We start from the raw sequence: 17,554 nt of genomic DNA, 5'->3' as shown, positions 1-17,554 counted from the left end.
GCTTTTTAATTTTTCCCGCTCACCAGAAAGGCGCGGAACTGCGGCGACATCCAGGTGGTAAAACCATCACCCTCTTTCATTATCATGTATACCGCCAGCCCCTGCTCGCGGACGACCTGCTGTGCTTTCTCCGTGCCTAACACCATCAAACCGGTATCCCAGCCGTCAGCTTCCAGCGCGGTTGGCGCGATAACGGTAACGGAAACCAGCTTGTGAGTGATGGGGCGTCCAGTTTGCGGATCGATAACGTGCGAAATACGCTGCCCGTCCAGCTCGTAATAATTACGGTAGCTGCCAGAGGTACTGATCCCGTGACCGTTGATGTCCACGATGGCCTGCACCGCATTTTCCCGATCGGTCGGTTTTTGGATCGCTACGCGCCATGGCTGGCCTTCACCATTCATTCCACGGCTAACCAGGGCACCGCCTACCGAAACCAGGTAGCGGGAGATCCCTTCTTCCGTCATCAGTCGTGCCAGATGATCGGCCGCGTACCCTTCGCCGACGGTTGAGAGATCAACGTAAAGATCGGGAATCGATTTTTGCAGATACTGCTGGCCCGCGCGGTTGATAACCGTCAGCTTTTCCAGACCGGTACGGGCCTTCGCGGCGTCAATTTGCGCTTGGGTCGGAGTTTTCACCGGCTGTTTATCCGGGCCAAAGCCCCACAGATTCACCAACGGCCCGACGGTAATATCCATTGCCCCCTGGGTTTTCTGCCCAATACGCAAAGATTCGGTGACGATATCGGCCATCCCTTCGCTCACCGGCCACGGCGTCGTACTCTGAGAATGATTAAAGCGCATCAGCGCCGAATCGTGCTTCCAGGTCGACAATAGCTGATCGTCACCATCGAGCAGCGTCTGCACCTTCTGACGCAACTCTTCCACCCTGTTTTGATCGAGACCCACCACGCTCACACGCCAGAACGTGCCCATGGTTTTACCATCAAGCACGGTCACCTGTGCCTTCGGGGTTGCTGGCGCGCTGGTATTGTCACAGCCCGCCAGCAAAATAACGATGCCCAGCAGCATCGTGCGTAAAATTGTCATGTCCATCCGTTATTACCCTCCTGCAATCGGCGCAAGAGTACACTAATTCACTAAAATCAGGCATTAAAAAAGGGGCCAAAGGCCCCTTTTGTCTCGGAGTTAACCGAATTAGAACTGGTAAACCATACCCAGTGCAACGATGTTGTCGGTAGAGATACCGGCTGCCTGAGTGAAGTCGTTTTTGTCCAACAGGTTGATTTTGTAATCAACGTAGGTAGACATGTTTTTGTTGAAGTAGTAAGTCGCACCCAGGTCGATATATTTCAGCAGGTCCTGGTCGCCGTAGTTCTTGCCTACGCCACCGTTGCTGATGTCCTTACCTTTAGACTGCAGGTAAGCGATGGATGGACGCAGACCGAAGTCGAACTGGTACTGTGCAACCACTTCGAAGTTCTGTGCTTTGTCAGCAAAACCGTAAACGTCAGCGTTCGGGGAACCGCCGAAACGAGTTGCGTTGTAGGTCTGGGTATACTGAGTTGCCAAGTATACGTTGTTAGCGTCGTATTTCAGGCCAGCAGAGTAGGTTTCAGCACGGTCACCGCTGCCGTAGATTTTGCTGGTATCGCCAGTTGCAACACCGTTGTCATCACGGATGGTGTAAACGTTGTTGTTCTGATCGGAGGTACGTTTAGAAGAGGCGATTGCACCACCAATGCTGAAGCCTGCACCCAGATCATAGGTCAGGGAGCCGCCGAAGCCTTCACCGTTCTGTTTCAGAGGCTGACGACCGTTAGCGGTCTGGCCTTCACCAGATGCGCTGCCGTTTTTACCCTGATACTGCAGAGCGAAGTTCAGACCATCAACCAGACCGAAGAAGTCGGTGTTACGGTAGGTTGCAACGCCGTTAGCACGGGATTGCAGGAAGTTGTCAGAACCGTAGGTGTCGCCGCCGAATTCTGGCAGAACGTCAGTCCAGGACGTTACGTCGTAAACAACGCCGTAGTTACGACCGTAGTCGAAAGAACCTGCATCTGCAAAACGCAGACCCGCGAAGCCAACACGAGTCCATGCCTGGTCAGAAGAACCTTCAGTGTTGTTCGCCTGAACGTTGTATTCCCACTGGCCGTAACCGGTCAGTTGGTCATTAACCTGAGTTTCGCCTTTGAAGCCCAGACGAACGTAGGATTGGTCGCCGTCGTTGCCGTTGTCACTAGAGAAATAGTGCAGACCATCAACTTTACCGTACAGATCTAATTTGTTGCCGTCTTTGTTATAAATTTCAGCCGCATTTGCTGCGCCCGCTACCAGCAATGCTGGTACCAGGAGGGACAGTACTTTAACTTTCATGTTAATAACCCTCTGTTGTTATATATATGCCTTTATATATGCCACTGCTTACTGATTAACCCTCATTAATCAGTCGGCAGACCCATTGTGCTGTAAAAATTAGAATAATCCAATAAGAATATGATACGAAAACCCCTGAAATGTTTCATTTATCTACATAGATGTTTCAAAATGTAATATTAAGGGAACTTTTATAAGCACAAAAAGCCTGGAAAAATAGCACTAATAATCAAAGAGCGAAAAAATAAATTCACAAAATCAATGAGTTAAAAAACAAATAAGGTATAGCACTGAATGGTAAAACAAAACTTTCACCTACAACTAAAATAGTCATCGCTATCATCATTAACTTTATTTATTACCGTCATTCAGTTCTGAATGTCTGTTTACCCCAATTTCAACCGGATGCTTCGCATCCGGTTTTTTTTACCTTTCTTTACGCAAACTGAACAAAAATGTGCTACTCGGCACAAATTATAACGACTATTAACTAATCACATTGCATACAATTTATTTTGTCTGAACACTGGTTTATTAATAATGTCTTGTTATTTAGTGCTATTTTCAGCTATTATTCGTAAATAATTGTACAATAAGTGTTACATTGTACAATTATTCCGCAACGTAATATTTCCCCATCGCCCCGCAGTAGAACGCCCCTTCTTCATTACTGTCACCACCGCAACGCTTGCGCAGAATTCGCCACATTGATGCAACCTAACGGTTTTTTTGTATATACTGCCAGCAGTGCAAAAACAGGGTTTTCACATCTCAATGCCGCTACGGGCTTGAGCATATCCTCATTCAGATGCCGTTATGATGGGTTACACACGCCAATGAGTCAGTCCGACAAGACGAGCCCGACGAAATTCTCCCTACTTCCCGGGAGCATTACGCGTTTCTTCCTTCTTATGATCATCGTCCTGCTGGTTACGATGGGCGTGATGATTCAAAGCGCGGTTAACGCGTGGCTTAAAGATAAGAGCTACCAGATTGTCGACATGACGCATGCCGTCCATAAGCGTATCGATACCTGGCGCTACACCACCTGGCAGATCTACGACAATATTGCGGCGGCGAGTACCAATGCCACCCCGGTAGACGGCCTGCAGGAAACGCGCTTAAAGCAAGATGTCTACTATCTCGAAAAGCCGCGCCGTAAAACGGAAGCACTGATTTTTGGCTCACACGACAGTGCGACGCTCGATATTACCCAGCGTATGTCGACCTATCTCGATACGCTGTGGGGCGCGGAGAACGTCCCGTGGTCGATGTACTATCTCAATGGTCAGGACAACAGCCTGATTCTTATCTCAACCCTGCCGCTTAAAGACCTCTCTTCCGGTTTTAAAGAATCGACGGTAGGAAGCATTGTTGATTCACGCCGCGCCGAGATGCTGCAGCAGGCCAATACGCTGGATGAGCGTGAAACCTTCTCATCCTTGCGTCGCCTGGCCTGGCAAAATGGCCGCTACTTTACCCTGCGTACCACGTTCAACCAGCCAGGACACCTGGCGACCGTCGTCGCCTTTGATTTACCGATAAACGATCTGGTGCCGCCAACCATGTCGCTGGACAGTTTCCGCCTGGAACCCGATCCGGTTCAGAACGCGCAGCGCGCCCAGGAAAAAGATCCAAGCGATAGCGTCTCCATCAACTTTAATAGCTCGCGAATTGAAATCACGTCGGCGTTGAATGGCACCGGTATGCGTCTGGTGTGGCAAGTCCCGTTTGGCACACTGCTGCTCGATACCTTCCAGAACATCATGCTACCGCTACTGCTGAATATTGGCCTGCTGGCGCTGGCGCTGTTTGGTTACTCCACGTTCCGTAATTTACCCACACGCGGCGGCAACACCAGTACGCCGTCTGCCGGAACCAATAATGAGCTGCGCGTGCTACGTGCAATAAATGAAGAAATTGTCTCTTTGCTGCCGTTGGGGCTGCTGGTGCATGACCAGGAATCAAACCGGACGGTGATCAGCAACAAAATTGCCGATCACCTGCTGCCGCATCTCAATTTGCAGAACATTACCAGCATGGCGGATCAGCATCAGGGGGTGATTCAAGCCACCATTAACAATGAACTGTATGAGATTCGTCAGTTCCGCAGCCAGGTCTCCCCGCGCACGCAGATCTTTATTATTCGCGATCAGGACCGGGAAATTCTGGTGAACAAGAAGCTCAAACAGGCCCAACGTCTGTATGAGAAGAACCAGCAAGGTCGTGCGGCATTTATGCAGAATATCAGTGATACGCTGAAGCAGCCGATTAAAGCGCTAGCGGCCGAAGCCAGCGCTATCGATACCCCAGACAGCCAGAAACTGGCGAACCATGCCGATCTTCTGGTACGCCTGGTGGATGAAATTCAGCTCGCCAATATACTGGAAAACGATAGCTGGAAAGGATCGTCTACACAGTTCTCTCTCCAGGAACTGATTGATGAAGTGGTGCCCGAGGTACTGCCATCCATTAAACGCAAAGGGCTACAGTTGCTGATTAACAACCAGCTTCCCGCCAAAGAGCAACGCCACGGCGACCGCGATGCGCTACGCCGTATTCTGCTGCTGCTGATTCAGTATGCCGTAACCACTACCCAGATAGGCAAAATCACGCTTGAGGTGAATGCCGATGAGTCAGCCGAAGAACGCTTAACCTTCCGTATTCTCGATACAGGCAACGGCGTGTCGCACGGTGAAGTCGACAACCTGCACTTCCCGTACCTGAACGACACCCAGTCCGATCGCTATGGCAAAGCTAACGCCCTCACCTTCTGGCTTTGCGATCAGCTAGCCCGTAAGCTCGGCGGTCATCTTAATATTAAGGCGCGAGAGTCGCTGGGCACTCGCTACACCCTGCACGTCAAAATGCCAGTGCGCGAAGAAGATATGGCGTCAGAGGAACAGCTGCTGGATGATGTTGTGGTGATGGTCGACATCACTTCAAACGAAATTCGCAACATTGTCACCCGTCAGCTCGAAAGCTGGGGCGCGACCTGCATCAGCCCCGATGAGCGAGCGACAAGTCAAGAATTTGATCTGTTTTTAACAGATAATCCGTCTAATCTTACTGCTTCGGGCTTGCTTTTAAGCGATGATGAGGCTGGGATACGCAAAATTGGCCCGGGTCAGCTGCGTGTGAACTTTAACATGAGCAACGCCATGCAGGATGCGGTACTCCAGCTTATTGAAGAGCAACTGGCGCAGGAAGAAATGACGGAATCGCCGCTGGGCGGAGATGAAAGTGCCGAACTTCAGGCCAGTGGCTATTATGCTCTGTTTGTGGATACGGTACCGGAAGATGTTAGCAGGCTGTATACTGAGTCTGCGGCAAAGGACTTTGCCGCTCTGGCACAGACAGCTCACCGCCTTAAGGGTGTGTTTGCCATGCTAAATCTGGTACCTGGCAAGCAGTTATGTGAATCGCTTGAACATCTGATTCGTGAAAAAGATGCTTCAGGCATAGAAAAATACATCAGCGACATTGACGCCTACGTCAAGAGCTTGCTGTAGCAAGGTAGCCTTTACATGAACAATATGAACGTAATTATTGCCGATGACCATCCGATTGTGCTGTTCGGGATTCGTAAATCTCTGGAGCAAATTGAATGGGTTAATGTTGTTGGCGAATTTGAAGACTCCACTGCGCTAATTAACAACTTACCGAAGCTTGATGCCCACGTACTGATTACCGACCTCTCCATGCCTGGAGACAAGTACGGTGATGGTATTACGCTGATTAAGTACATCAAACGCCATTTCCCTGGTCTGTCCATCATCGTACTGACCATGAACAACAACCCAGCGATTCTGAGCGCGGTGTTGGATCTGGATATTGAAGGGATCGTGCTGAAACAAGGGGCACCAACGGACCTGCCAAAAGCGCTGGCTGCGCTGCAAAAAGGCAAGAAGTTTACCCCGGAGAGCGTCTCTCGCCTACTGGAGAAAATCAGCGCGGGTGGTTATGGCGACAAGCGCCTGTCACCAAAAGAGAGCGAAGTTCTGCGTCTCTTTGCTGAAGGTTTCCTGGTGACCGAAATCGCGAAGAAACTGAACCGCAGCATCAAAACCATCAGTAGCCAGAAGAAGTCGGCGATGATGAAGCTCGGCGTGGAAAACGACATCGCGTTACTGAATTACCTCTCCTCCGTGACGCTTTCGCCGTCAGACAAAGACTAAACTTAGTTGCCTGTCGGGCCTGCATTACGTAGGCCCGATAAGCGTAGCGCCATCGGGCAACGCTGCACAAAGTGCCGGATAGCGGCATCGTCTTATCCAGCCAACCAACATCTGTACCACTGGTGCTCATCCCGGCGGCGCTTCGCTTGGCCGGGCTACCCATAAAATACCTTATTCCCGCGCTTTACGGACTCGCGCGGCATAAACTGTTAACGTCTGCTTAAGCACGTCCAGCGTAACCGGCTTCGACAGGCAGCTATCCATCCCGGACTCCAGGCAGCGCTGCTTCTCTTCGGCCAGCGCATTGGCGGTGACGCCAACGACCGGTAGCGTCAGCCCCAGCTGGCGAATACGCTGCGTCAGGCGATAGCCGTCCATATTTGGCATATTGACATCACTCAGCACAATATCGATATGGTTCTTGCTCAACACATTCAGCGCATCAACGCCGTCGTTGGCGGTTTTACACTGATAACCCAGCGATCCTAACTGATCGGCCAGCAATCGGCGGTTGATAGGATGATCGTCGACCACCAGGATCATCATATCGTCGTTACTATCTGCCAGTGCTTCATGCGCTGGCAGCTCCGCAGCATCGCCCGTTTCAACCTTAACGCGATAGATTCGTCCCAGCAGCGTCATTAACTCATGCGGAGAGACAATGCTGTGCACCCACTGCCCCGGCGCGTACTCCTGCGGAATACCAATATGTCGACGGCAGAAGACCACGGCGGCCCTGCCCGTCCACGGCTGAGACAGCTCATCATCGGTGATAAGCAGATCATCCGGCTCAGGCGTTTCGCCGTCATAGAGACGAACGTCAATGCCGTGCCAGCTCAGCAGCGAATGAATAAATTCAGAAAGAGAAGCGTTGCGCACCGCCAGCCAGCAGCGAATTTTCGCCAGCCCTTCAATGGCCAGCGGCGTGGAATCCTGCTCACCATAGAGCGGAATACGCAGCGTAAACTGGCTGCCCATACCCGGCTCGGTATCCACCGCAATATCGCCGTCCATCATGTTGACCAGCTTCTCGCATATCGCCAACCCCAGCCCGGTACCCTGGAAGTTACGCTGAACTCCAGTTCCCACCTGGAAGAATGGGTCAAACAGACGCACCACCTCTTTCGCCGGAATACCGACGCCGGTATCGCGAATGCTGATACTCAGGTAATACCCTTCCCGTTTCAGGTGTAAAACGATACAGCCGATATCGGTAAACTTGATGGCATTACTCAGCAGGTTAGAAATCACCTGCTGAAGACGCATCGGGTCACCCATCAGCTTCATCGGTACGTCCGGCTCAATAAAGCAGTACATACCAAGCTGTTTTCTGACCACCAGCGGCAGGTAGTTGGCGGTGATATGGTTCATCACCTCTTTCGGCGAGAACTCGCGTGGCTCAATTTTCAACTGCTCGGATTCAATTTTCGAGAAGTCGAGAATGTCGCTGATAATCTTCAACAGCAGCGCGGACGAGTTATTCATCGCCGTCACCAAACGGTCAACGCCCTTCGGCAACTCTTTGGTTTGCAACAGATCGAGGTTACCGATAATCCCGTACAGCGGCGTACGCAGTTCGTGACTGACCGTTGCCAGGAACATCGACTTAGACTGGCTCGCCTGCTCCGCGGCCTGCGCCATCTCCTGCAATGACTCTTCCATTTTGACGCGCGAACTGACGTCTACCAGCACGCATATCGCCACGTTTTCGTTACGATAGCGCGAGTGAACGAAGCTGATTTGCAGGTTGGTATTGTTACTGGTCAGCACATCGACGAAATTCACCTGCTGGCCGCAGATAATCTGCGTCAGACGCTGACGGTCTTCGTGCGTCAGCATATTGAGGTAGTTGTGCGCCAGTTCGTTACTCAGAATATTGGTACCATCCTGGGTACGCAGAATACAGATCCCCACGGGTGCAGAGGCGACAATTTTACGGTTAAACTGCTCGTGCTCTTCCAGACGCAGCGCGTCAGATTCAGCGGGTAAAAAGATGCGGCGCTCGTACATTCGCGCCATGGTAAACAGCGCAATCCCCGTCAGCAAATTCAGCAGCAGCGCGTTCAGCACCAGAATGCGAATGCGCTCCAGCACCACATCCAGCGGCACCGAATAGACAATGCTGAGTGAAGAAGGCGACAGCGTTTTTTTCAGTACCAGTTCGCGATAACCTGCGGTGTAGCCAAACCACAGCCGTTCCTGCAAGCCCCGTGGGCTGATACGCATTTTGGTGTCCGGCCCCGCCAGCGAAATCAGCGTGTTGCCGTTATCATCCAGAATGGATACCCCCATCGGCATACTGCCTGGGGTAAAGAAGTTTTCCGCCCGCATGGTCTGCTCAACGCCGAGCAGCGCCTGTAGACGGTTTGCCAGGTATACCGGCGTCAGCGCATAGAAATAACCCACGCTATGTCGCGGCCCCTGCCCAACCCAGAACAGATTTCCGCCGCGATCGTCCTGCGGCGCATTACGGTAAGCCATGATGCGTTCATGCAGCGCCTTCAGGGCTTCGCTGCGATCAACCGGCATTTCGCGCAGGCCAAAATTGGCCATGCAGAGATTCTCACTGCCGATTAAAAAGACGCGGTTGAGATCGTAGGCGGCCGAGAAGTTTTCCCGCCAGTAGCGTAAGAACCAGGCCAGCGATTCCAGAGGGCCGCGCCAGGTGGTATCGAGCGTACCGCAGTCAGAGTCGGGGAACAGCGGTTCAAAGTCAGGAATATCGGTACTGTCTTTCGTCAGCCCACCGGGGAGCGCGCCATTCGCCGCCGTCAGCCGGTTTTCGGCAATGTACTTGAGCTCCTTAATCACATCGGAGGTACGCTGGAAGTATCGCTGGGCCTGATCGGAGTTGAGGTTAAATTCCTGACGGATTTCAGACTCTTTTTGATGCAAGGCATTCACGATATAGAAAACGGAAACCAGCGCGATAAGCAGCCAAAGCAGCAGCGCTAGCGCCCGAAACAGGTAACGTGAAACTTTCAGCGTTGTGCGAAAGGAGACAAGATATTTCAAAGTGGCGAAACTCCGCCGTTGAGGGTCAACAGGATGTGGTTAAGGTAGCGGGAAAAGCCGTTAGCCGCAATCAGAGAGTAGATTAACCCGCGGCATGGCACCGGGAAAAATCGGTAGCCCGGCCGAGCGCAGCGACGCCGGGAATGCTACGAACATAAAAAAGGGCCGGTTTTCACCGACCCTTCTTACAGCGTTGCTCAACGATTACTCGTCGGCATCGTCCGCTACGTCGTCATCGCTGTCGGTTTCCGGCGCGATATCGTCGTCGCCTTCCGCCACGCTACCGTCGATAGCGTCCAGCTCTTCGTCATCAACCGGCTCGGCCACGCGCTGCAGACCCACCACGTTTTCGTCTTCCGCAGTACGGATGAGGATAACGCCCTGAGTGTTACGCCCTACCACGCTGACTTCCGACACGCGAGTACGCACCAGCGTACCAGCATCGGTGATCATCATGATCTGGTCGCAGTCGTCGACCTGTACCGCGCCCACCACGGAGCCGTTACGCTCGGTGACTTTGATAGAGATAACGCCCTGCGTCGCACGCGACTTGGTCGGATACTCTTCAGCAGCGGTACGTTTACCGTAACCGTTCTGGGTGACGGTCAGGATAGCGCCTTCGCCACGTGGAACAATCAGCGATACCACGCTGTCTTTTTCCGCGAGCTTGATACCGCGTACGCCGGTCGCAGTACGACCCATGGCACGAACGGCATCTTCTTTAAAGCGCACCACTTTACCGGCAGCAGAGAACAGCATGACTTCATCGGAACCGGAGGTCAGGTCAACGCCAATCAGTTCGTCGCCTTCGTTCAGGTTCACCGCGATAATACCGGCAGAACGTGGGCGGCTGAACTCGGTCAGCGCCGTTTTCTTCACCGTACCGCTGGCGGTCGCCATAAAGACGTTCACGCCCTCTTCGTACTCGCGTACCGGCAGGATGGCGGTGATACGTTCGTTCGCTTCCAGCGGCAGCAGGTTGACGATCGGACGGCCACGCGCGCCGCGGCTTGCTTCCGGCAACTGATAGACCTTCATCCAGTACAGACGACCGCGGCTGGAGAAGCAGAGGATCGTGTCGTGGGTGTTGGCCACCAGCAGGCGGTCGATAAAGTCTTCTTCTTTAATACGTGCAGCTGACTTGCCTTTACCGCCACGACGCTGAGCTTCGTAATCGGTAAGCGGCTGATATTTGACGTAACCCTGGTGAGACAGCGTGACGACAACATCTTCCTGGCTTATCAGATCTTCGATATTAATATCGGCGCTGTTGGCGGTGATTTCAGTACGACGTTCGTCGCCGAACTGTTCACGAACCAGCTCCAGCTCTTCGCGGATCACTTCCATCAGACGCTCGGCGCTGCCCAGAATGCGCAGCAGTTCAGCAATCTGTTCCAGCAGCTCTTTGTACTCGTCGAGCAGTTTTTCATGCTCAAGGCCGGTCAGTTTCTGCAGACGCAGATCCAGAATCGCCTGCGCCTGCTGTTCGGTCAGGTAGTATTTACCGTCACGAACGCCAAACTCAGGTTCCAGCCACTCTGGACGCGCCGCGTCATCACCCGCACGTTCCAGCATCGCGGAAACGTTGCCCAGTTCCCACGACTGCGCCACCAGGCCTGCTTTCGCTTCAGCCGGGGTTGGTGCGCGACGGATCAGTTCAATGATCGGGTCGATGTTAGCCAGCGCAACAGCCAGCGCTTCCAGGATGTGCGCGCGATCGCGCGCTTTACGCAGTTCGAAAATGGTACGGCGAGTCACCACTTCACGGCGGTGACGCACGAACGCAGCAATAATTTCTTTCAGGTTCATGATCTTCGGCTGACCATGGTGCAGTGCAACCATGTTGATACCGAAGGAAACCTGCAGCTGGGTCTGGGAGTAGAGGTTGTTCAGCACCACTTCCCCGACCGCGTCGCGTTTCACTTCAATCACGATGCGCATACCGTCTTTATCAGACTCGTCACGCAGCGCGCTGATACCTTCAACGCGTTTATCTTTTACCAGCTCGGCGATTTTCTCGATCAGGCGCGCTTTGTTCACCTGATACGGAATTTCGTGCACGATGATGGTTTCACGACCGGTTTTAGCGTCGGCTTCGACTTCCGCGCGGGCGCGAATGTACACTTTGCCACGACCGGTACGATAGGCTTCTTCAATCCCGCGGCGGCCGTTAATGATGGCGGCAGTCGGGAAATCCGGGCCTGGGATGTGTTCCATCAAACCTTCGATGGTGATGTCTTCGTTGTCGACATACGCCAGACAGCCGTTGATCACTTCCGTCAGGTTGTGCGGTGGAATGTTGGTGGCCATACCTACGGCGATACCAGAGGCACCGTTAACCAGCAGGTTAGGAATTTTAGTCGGCATGACATCTGGAATACGTTCGGTGCCGTCGTAGTTATCGACGAAGTCCACCGTCTCTTTTTCCAGATCGGCCATCAGCTCATGGGCGATTTTCGACATACGGATTTCCGTATAACGCATCGCTGCGGCGGAGTCGCCATCGACAGAACCGAAGTTACCTTGACCATCTACCAGCATGTATCGCAGTGAGAATGGCTGTGCCATACGGACGATAGTGTCATAGACGGCAGTATCACCATGCGGGTGATATTTACCGATCACGTCACCCACGACACGGGCTGATTTTTTATAGGCTTTGTTCCAGTCATTGCCCAATACGTTCATGGCGTAAAGTACGCGACGGTGTACCGGCTTCAGGCCATCTCGGACATCCGGCAGCGCACGGCCAACAATGACCGACATCGCATAATCCAGATAAGAGTTCTTAAGCTCTTCCTCAATGTTGACCGGTGTAATTTCTCTCGCAAGGTCGCTCATCTAACCGCTATCCCTCTACTGTATTCCCGGATTCAAAGGTCGCAAATTATAACACATTAGCGTAAAGACAGGTAAACCCATTAGCACCCGCCGAACGCTTTATTCACGCCGTGGTACTGATATACTCGCTCTCAATAACGAAATAAGGAGCAGGAACAGCCATGAATGCCGAAAAAGCTGCGGTAGCGCACAACGTAGACCACGAAGAGATCGCCAAATTCGAGGCGGTCGCGTCACGTTGGTGGGATCTGGAAGGGGAATTTAAGCCTCTGCACCGCATTAACCCACTGCGCCTGGGCTACATCGCCGAACGTTCCGGCGGCCTGTTTGGCAAAAAGGTACTGGATGTCGGCTGTGGCGGCGGCATTCTGGCCGAAAGCATGGCGCGTGAAGGCGCGACGGTCACCGGTCTGGATATGGGCTTCGAGCCGTTGCAGGTGGCAAAGCTGCACGCATTAGAAACCGGTATTCCCGTCGATTACGTTCAGGAAACGGTAGAAGAACACGCGGCGAAGCACACCGGGCAGTATGACGTGGTGACCTGCATGGAGATGCTGGAACACGTGCCGGACCCGCAGTCGGTAGTGAAAGCCTGCGCCCAGTTGGTGAAACCCGGCGGCCAGGTCTTCTTCTCCACACTCAACCGCAACGGCAAATCCTGGCTGATGGCGGTGGTTGGCGCGGAATACATTCTGCGCATGGTGCCAAAAGGCACCCACGACATTAAGAAATTCATCAAACCGGCCGAGCTGCTGAGCTGGGTTGATCAGACCGTATTGAAAGAGCGCCATATGATTGGCCTGCACTACAACCCGATCACCAACAGCTTCAAGCTGGCGCCGGGCGTCGACGTTAACTATATGCTGCACACCACCGCCAAAAGCGAATAAATCTGCGCTCATGGCCTGATGGCGCTCTATGGTAGGCCGGATAAGCGCAGCGCTATCCGGCACCCATCGCCAATGCCTGATGGCGCTGCGCTTATCAGGCCTACGCGTCCCCTACCAATCATGGGAGGCGTTTACTGCAAAATTGCGCTACATCATATTGCGCAATTTCCCCCTTCGACGAAGAAATCAGCACTCGATCAAATTTTCATTTTTTTTTGCAAATTATTGACATTCCCGCCAGCCCTTATGCGCCGTGGACTTAGCCTTTTTTACGCTTTATCAACCTCAAGTTAACGCCAAAATCAACCCTTGTGCTCAAAAGAATCCAGACTAGAATACTCACCATATAGCGTTTAATTAATCAACGAACCCCTACATGTAGTATTTATCCACAGGTTTTGCTACAACGGCAATTGTGGATAAATCAGGGGATATTTTCCTTTTCACGGACAGGTAAAAATCACATGAATCAGAGTCTGCTGGTGACTAAGCGTGACGGCCGCACAGAACGCATTAACCTCGACAAAATTCATCGCGTGCTGGATTGGGCCGCCGAAGGGCTGCACAACGTTTCGATTTCTCAGGTCGAACTGCGTTCACACATCCAGTTCTACGACGGGATTAAAACGTCCGACATTCATGAAACCATTATCAAAGCAGCCGCAGACCTGATCTCCAGCGAAGCACCAGACTACCAGTATCTGGCCGCGCGCCTGGCGGTGTTCCACCTGCGCAAAAAAGCCTACGGTCAGTTTGAGCCACCGGTCCTGCTCGACCATGTCAAACACATGGTTAACCTGGGTAAATACGACAATCATCTGCTGGAAGACTATACGGAAGAAGAGTTCAAGCAGATGGACTCGTTCATTGTTCACGACCGTGACATGACCTTCTCCTACGCGGCGGTTAAGCAGCTGGAAGGGAAATACCTGGTCCAGAACCGCGTGACCGGCGAAATCTACGAGAGCGCCCAGTTCCTCTATATTCTGGTCGCTGCATGCCTGTTCTCGAACTACCCGCGTGAAACCCGTCTGAGCTACGTGAAGCGCTTCTACGATGCGGTTTCCACGTTCAAAATTTCTCTGCCTACGCCGATTATGTCCGGCGTGCGTACCCCAACGCGTCAGTTCAGCTCCTGCGTACTGATCGAGTGCGGCGACAGCCTGGATTCCATCAACGCTACCTCCAGCGCTATCGTGAAATACGTTTCCCAGCGCGCCGGTATCGGCATCAACGCCGGCCGCATTCGTGCGCTGGGTAGCCCAATTCGCGGCGGTGAAGCGTTCCACACCGGCTGTATTCCGTTCTACAAGCACTTCCAGACGGCGGTTAAATCCTGCTCTCAGGGCGGCGTGCGCGGCGGTGCGGCCACCCTGTTCTACCCAATGTGGCACCTGGAAGTGGAAAGCCTGCTGGTTCTGAAAAACAACCGTGGCGTTGAAGGCAACCGCGTGCGTCACATGGACTACGGCGTACAGATCAACAAGCTGATGTACACCCGTCTGCTGAAAGGCGGCGACATCACCCTGTTCAGCCCGTCCGACGTCCCAGGCCTGTACGACGCGTTCTTCGCCGACCAGGACGAGTTCGAACGTCTGTACACAAAATATGAGAACGACGACAGCATCCGCAAACAGCGCGTGAAAGCGGTTGAACTGTTCTCCCTGATGATGCAGGAACGTGCTTCTACCGGCCGCATCTACATTCAGAACGTTGACCACTGCAACACCCACAGCCCGTTTGACCCGGTTGTTGCCCCAGTGCGCCAGTCTAACCTGTGCCTGGAAATCGCCCTGCCGACCAAACCGCTGGACGATGTGAACGACGAAAACGGCGAAATCGCCCTGTGTACGCTGTCCGCGTTCAACCTGGGTGCAATCAACAGCCTGGACGAGCTGGAAGAGCTGGCGGTGCTGGCAGTGCGCGCACTCGATGCCCTGCTGGACTACCAGGACTACCCAATTAAAGCCGCTGAACGTGGCGCAATGGGCCGTCGTACGCTGGGTATTGGCGTTATCAACTACGCTTACTGGCTGGCGAAAAACGGCAAGCGCTACTCCGACGGCAGCGCCAACAATCTGACGCATCAGACCTTTGAAGCTATTCAGTACTACCTGCTGAAAGCCTCCAACGAGCTGGCAAAAGAGCAAGGCGCGTGCCCGTGGTTCAACGAAACCACCTACTCGCAGGGCATTCTGCCGATCGACACCTATAAGAAAGACCTGGATGCGATTACTAACGAGCCGCTGCATCTGGATTGGGAAGCACTTCGTGAGTCCATCAAGACCCACGGCCTGCGTAACTCCACGCTCTCTGCCCTGATGCCGTCCGAGACCTCTTCGCAGATCTCCAACGCCACCAACGGCATCGAGCCGCCGCGCGGCTACGTGAGCATCAAAGCGTCGAAAGACGGTATCCTGCGCCAGGTAGTGCCGGACTATGAACACCTGCACAACGCCTACGAACTGCTGTGGGAAATGCCAAACAATGACGGCTACCTGCAACTGGTGGGTATCATGCAGAAATTCATCGACCAGTCGATCTCTGCCAACACCAACTATGACCCAACGCGCTTCCCATCAGGCAAAGTCCCGATGCAGCAGCTGCTGAAAGACCTGCTCACCGCCTACAAATTTGGCGTGAAGACTCTGTACTACCAGAACACCCGTGACGGTGCGGAAGATGCGCAGGACGATCTGGCCCCTTCCATTCAGGATGACGGCTGCGAAAGCGGCGCTTGTAAGATCTAATAACGATTGCCGGGCAGCGATACGCTGACCCGGCCTTTGATTTCCGTAGCGACCAAAACCTTATTCGGTGTACGGATTTATTTGCGATGATATTGTAAGCAGGTAAGTAACCGCCATCCGGCATTACTCTCCAGACAGGATTGACATCAATGGCATATACCACTTTTTCACAGACGAAAAACGATCAGCTCAAAGAGCCGATGTTCTTTGGCCAGCCGGTCAACGTGGCACGCTACGACCAGCAGAAATATGACATCTTCGAAAAGCTGATTGAAAAACAGCTCTCCTTCTTCTGGCGTCCGGAAGAGGTTGACGTTTCCCGCGACCGTATCGACTACCAGGCGCTGCCGGAACACGAAAAGCATATCTTCATCAGCAACCTGAAGTATCAAACCCTGCTGGACTCCATCCAGGGCCGTAGCCCGAACGTCGCGCTGCTGCCGCTGATTTCCATTCCGGAACTGGAAACCTGGGTTGAGACGTGGGCGTTCTCTGAAACCATCCACTCGCGCTCTTACACCCACATCATCCGCAACATCGTCAACGATCCGGCGATTGTGTTTGATGACATCGTCACCAACGAACAAATTCAGAAGCGTGCCGAAGGCATCTCCAGCTATTACGACGAGCTGATCGAGATGACCAGCTACTGGCACCTGCTGGGCGAAGGTACCCACACCGTTAACGGCAAAACCGTGACCGTGAACCTGCGCGAACTGAAAAAGAAACTTTATATCTGCCTGATGAGCGTGAACGCGCTGGAAGCCATTCGCTTTTACGTCAGCTTCGCCTGCTCCTTCGCCTTCGCCGAGCGCGAACTGATGGAAGGCAACGCCAAAATTATTCGCCTGATCGCCCGCGATGAAGCGCTGCACCTGACCGGCACCCAGCACATGCTGAACCTGCTGCGCAGCGGCGCGGATGACCCGGAAATGGCGGAGATTGCGGAAGAGTGCAAACAGGAATGCTATGACCTGTTCGTACAGGCTGCCGTGCAGGAAAAAGAGTGGGCGGATTATCTGTTCCGCGACGGCTCAATGATTGGCCTGAACAAAGATATTCTGTGCCAGTACGTTGAGTACATTACCAACATCCGTATGCAGGCGGTTGGCCTGGATCTGCCGTTCCAGACCCGATCCAACCCAATCCCGTGGATCAACACCTGGCTGGTGTCCGATAACGTGCAGGTTGCCCCGCAGGAAGTGGAAGTCAGCTCTTATCTGGTCGGCCAGATTGACTCGGAAGTCAATACTGACGATCTCAGCGACTTCCAGCTCTAATGAGCCGCGTTTTTCTGCGCATCTCTGGCACGCGTTTGCAGTGCCAGGATGAACACCCTTCCCTGCTGGCGGCGCTGGAATCTCACAACGTTGAGGTCGAATACCAGTGCCGCGAAGGCTACTGCGGCTCCTGCCGCACGCGGCTAGTATCGGGCCAGGTCGACTGGCTGACCGAGCCGCTGGCCTTTATCCAGCCGGGTGAAATTTTGCCCTGCTGCTGCCGGGCAAAGGGTGATATAGAAATTGAGATGTAACGGTTAG

Annotated in this window: 10 protein-coding genes; 6 read left to right on the top strand and 4 right to left on the bottom strand. The window is 53.2% G+C overall.

Going from position 1 to position 17,554, the window contains the following annotated elements; all coding sequences use genetic code 11:
• Positions 1 to 5: 5 nt before the first annotated feature.
• Both apbE and ACH1XZ_RS01480 read right to left on the bottom strand, forming a co-directional pair.
• Positions 6 to 1,058 carry an FAD:protein FMN transferase ApbE gene (gene apbE, locus ACH1XZ_RS01485; protein WP_395594042.1) on the bottom strand — a complete coding sequence of 351 codons (1,053 nt, stop codon included), beginning with the start codon at positions 1,056 to 1,058 and terminating at the stop codon, positions 6 to 8.
• 102 nt (positions 1,059 to 1,160) lie between these two features.
• Positions 1,161 to 2,339 (bottom strand): porin OmpC, encoded by a 1,179-nt coding sequence (locus ACH1XZ_RS01480; RefSeq protein WP_035892630.1) that lies wholly within the window; start codon positions 2,337 to 2,339, stop codon positions 1,161 to 1,163.
• An 836-nt stretch (positions 2,340 to 3,175) separates the two neighbouring features.
• Here ACH1XZ_RS01480 and rcsD point away from each other — a divergent pair.
• Together rcsD and rcsB are read left to right on the top strand one after the other, a co-directional pair.
• Positions 3,176 to 5,851 carry a phosphotransferase RcsD gene (rcsD, locus tag ACH1XZ_RS01475; protein ID WP_395594041.1) on the top strand — a complete coding sequence of 892 codons (2,676 nt, stop codon included), beginning with the start codon at positions 3,176 to 3,178 and terminating at the stop codon, positions 5,849 to 5,851.
• Between the two features lie 15 nt (positions 5,852 to 5,866).
• Positions 5,867 to 6,517, top strand: a complete 651-nt coding sequence (rcsB, locus tag ACH1XZ_RS01470) for a response regulator transcription factor RcsB (RefSeq protein ID WP_035892628.1) — start codon at positions 5,867 to 5,869, stop codon at positions 6,515 to 6,517.
• 171 nt (positions 6,518 to 6,688) lie between these two features.
• On the opposite strand, the gene rcsC is transcribed toward rcsB, so the two are convergent.
• Positions 6,689 to 9,532 carry a two-component system sensor histidine kinase RcsC gene (rcsC, locus tag ACH1XZ_RS01465; RefSeq protein ID WP_395594040.1) on the bottom strand — a complete coding sequence of 948 codons (2,844 nt, stop codon included), beginning with the start codon at positions 9,530 to 9,532 and terminating at the stop codon, positions 6,689 to 6,691.
• A gap of 204 nt (positions 9,533 to 9,736) precedes the next feature.
• Positions 9,737 to 12,373 carry a DNA topoisomerase (ATP-hydrolyzing) subunit A gene (gene gyrA, locus ACH1XZ_RS01460; RefSeq protein ID WP_395594039.1) on the bottom strand — a complete coding sequence of 879 codons (2,637 nt, stop codon included), beginning with the start codon at positions 12,371 to 12,373 and terminating at the stop codon, positions 9,737 to 9,739.
• Positions 12,374 to 12,534: 161 nt separating this feature from the next.
• Between gyrA and ubiG the strand changes: the two genes are divergently transcribed.
• The 4 genes from ubiG to yfaE all read left to right on the top strand — a co-directional run bounded on the left by ubiG (position 12,535) and on the right by yfaE (position 17,547).
• On the top strand, positions 12,535 to 13,263 hold the full coding sequence (ubiG, locus tag ACH1XZ_RS01455) for a bifunctional 2-polyprenyl-6-hydroxyphenol methylase/3-demethylubiquinol 3-O-methyltransferase UbiG (protein WP_395594038.1): 729 nt from the start codon (positions 12,535 to 12,537) through the stop codon (positions 13,261 to 13,263).
• 464 nt (positions 13,264 to 13,727) lie between these two features.
• Positions 13,728 to 16,013: a class 1a ribonucleoside-diphosphate reductase subunit alpha gene (gene nrdA / locus ACH1XZ_RS01450; protein WP_035892622.1), complete on the top strand. Its 2,286-nt coding sequence runs from the start codon at positions 13,728 to 13,730 to the stop codon at positions 16,011 to 16,013.
• Positions 16,014 to 16,162: 149 nt separating this feature from the next.
• Positions 16,163 to 17,293 carry a class Ia ribonucleoside-diphosphate reductase subunit beta gene (nrdB, locus tag ACH1XZ_RS01445; protein ID WP_035892621.1) on the top strand — a complete coding sequence of 377 codons (1,131 nt, stop codon included), beginning with the start codon at positions 16,163 to 16,165 and terminating at the stop codon, positions 17,291 to 17,293.
• Positions 17,293 to 17,547: a class I ribonucleotide reductase maintenance protein YfaE gene (yfaE, locus tag ACH1XZ_RS01440; protein ID WP_035892620.1), complete on the top strand. Its 255-nt coding sequence runs from the start codon at positions 17,293 to 17,295 to the stop codon at positions 17,545 to 17,547. Before nrdB ends, yfaE begins: the two co-directional genes overlap by 1 nt.
• The last annotated feature ends 7 nt before the right edge of the window (positions 17,548 to 17,554 follow it).

Source organism: Kluyvera chengduensis (assembly GCF_044197065.1).
Lineage (GTDB): Bacteria > Pseudomonadota > Gammaproteobacteria > Enterobacterales > Enterobacteriaceae > Kluyvera > Kluyvera ascorbata_C.
Note: the sequence above shows the minus strand (reverse complement) of the source record. Positions and strands in the feature narration are given on the sequence as shown.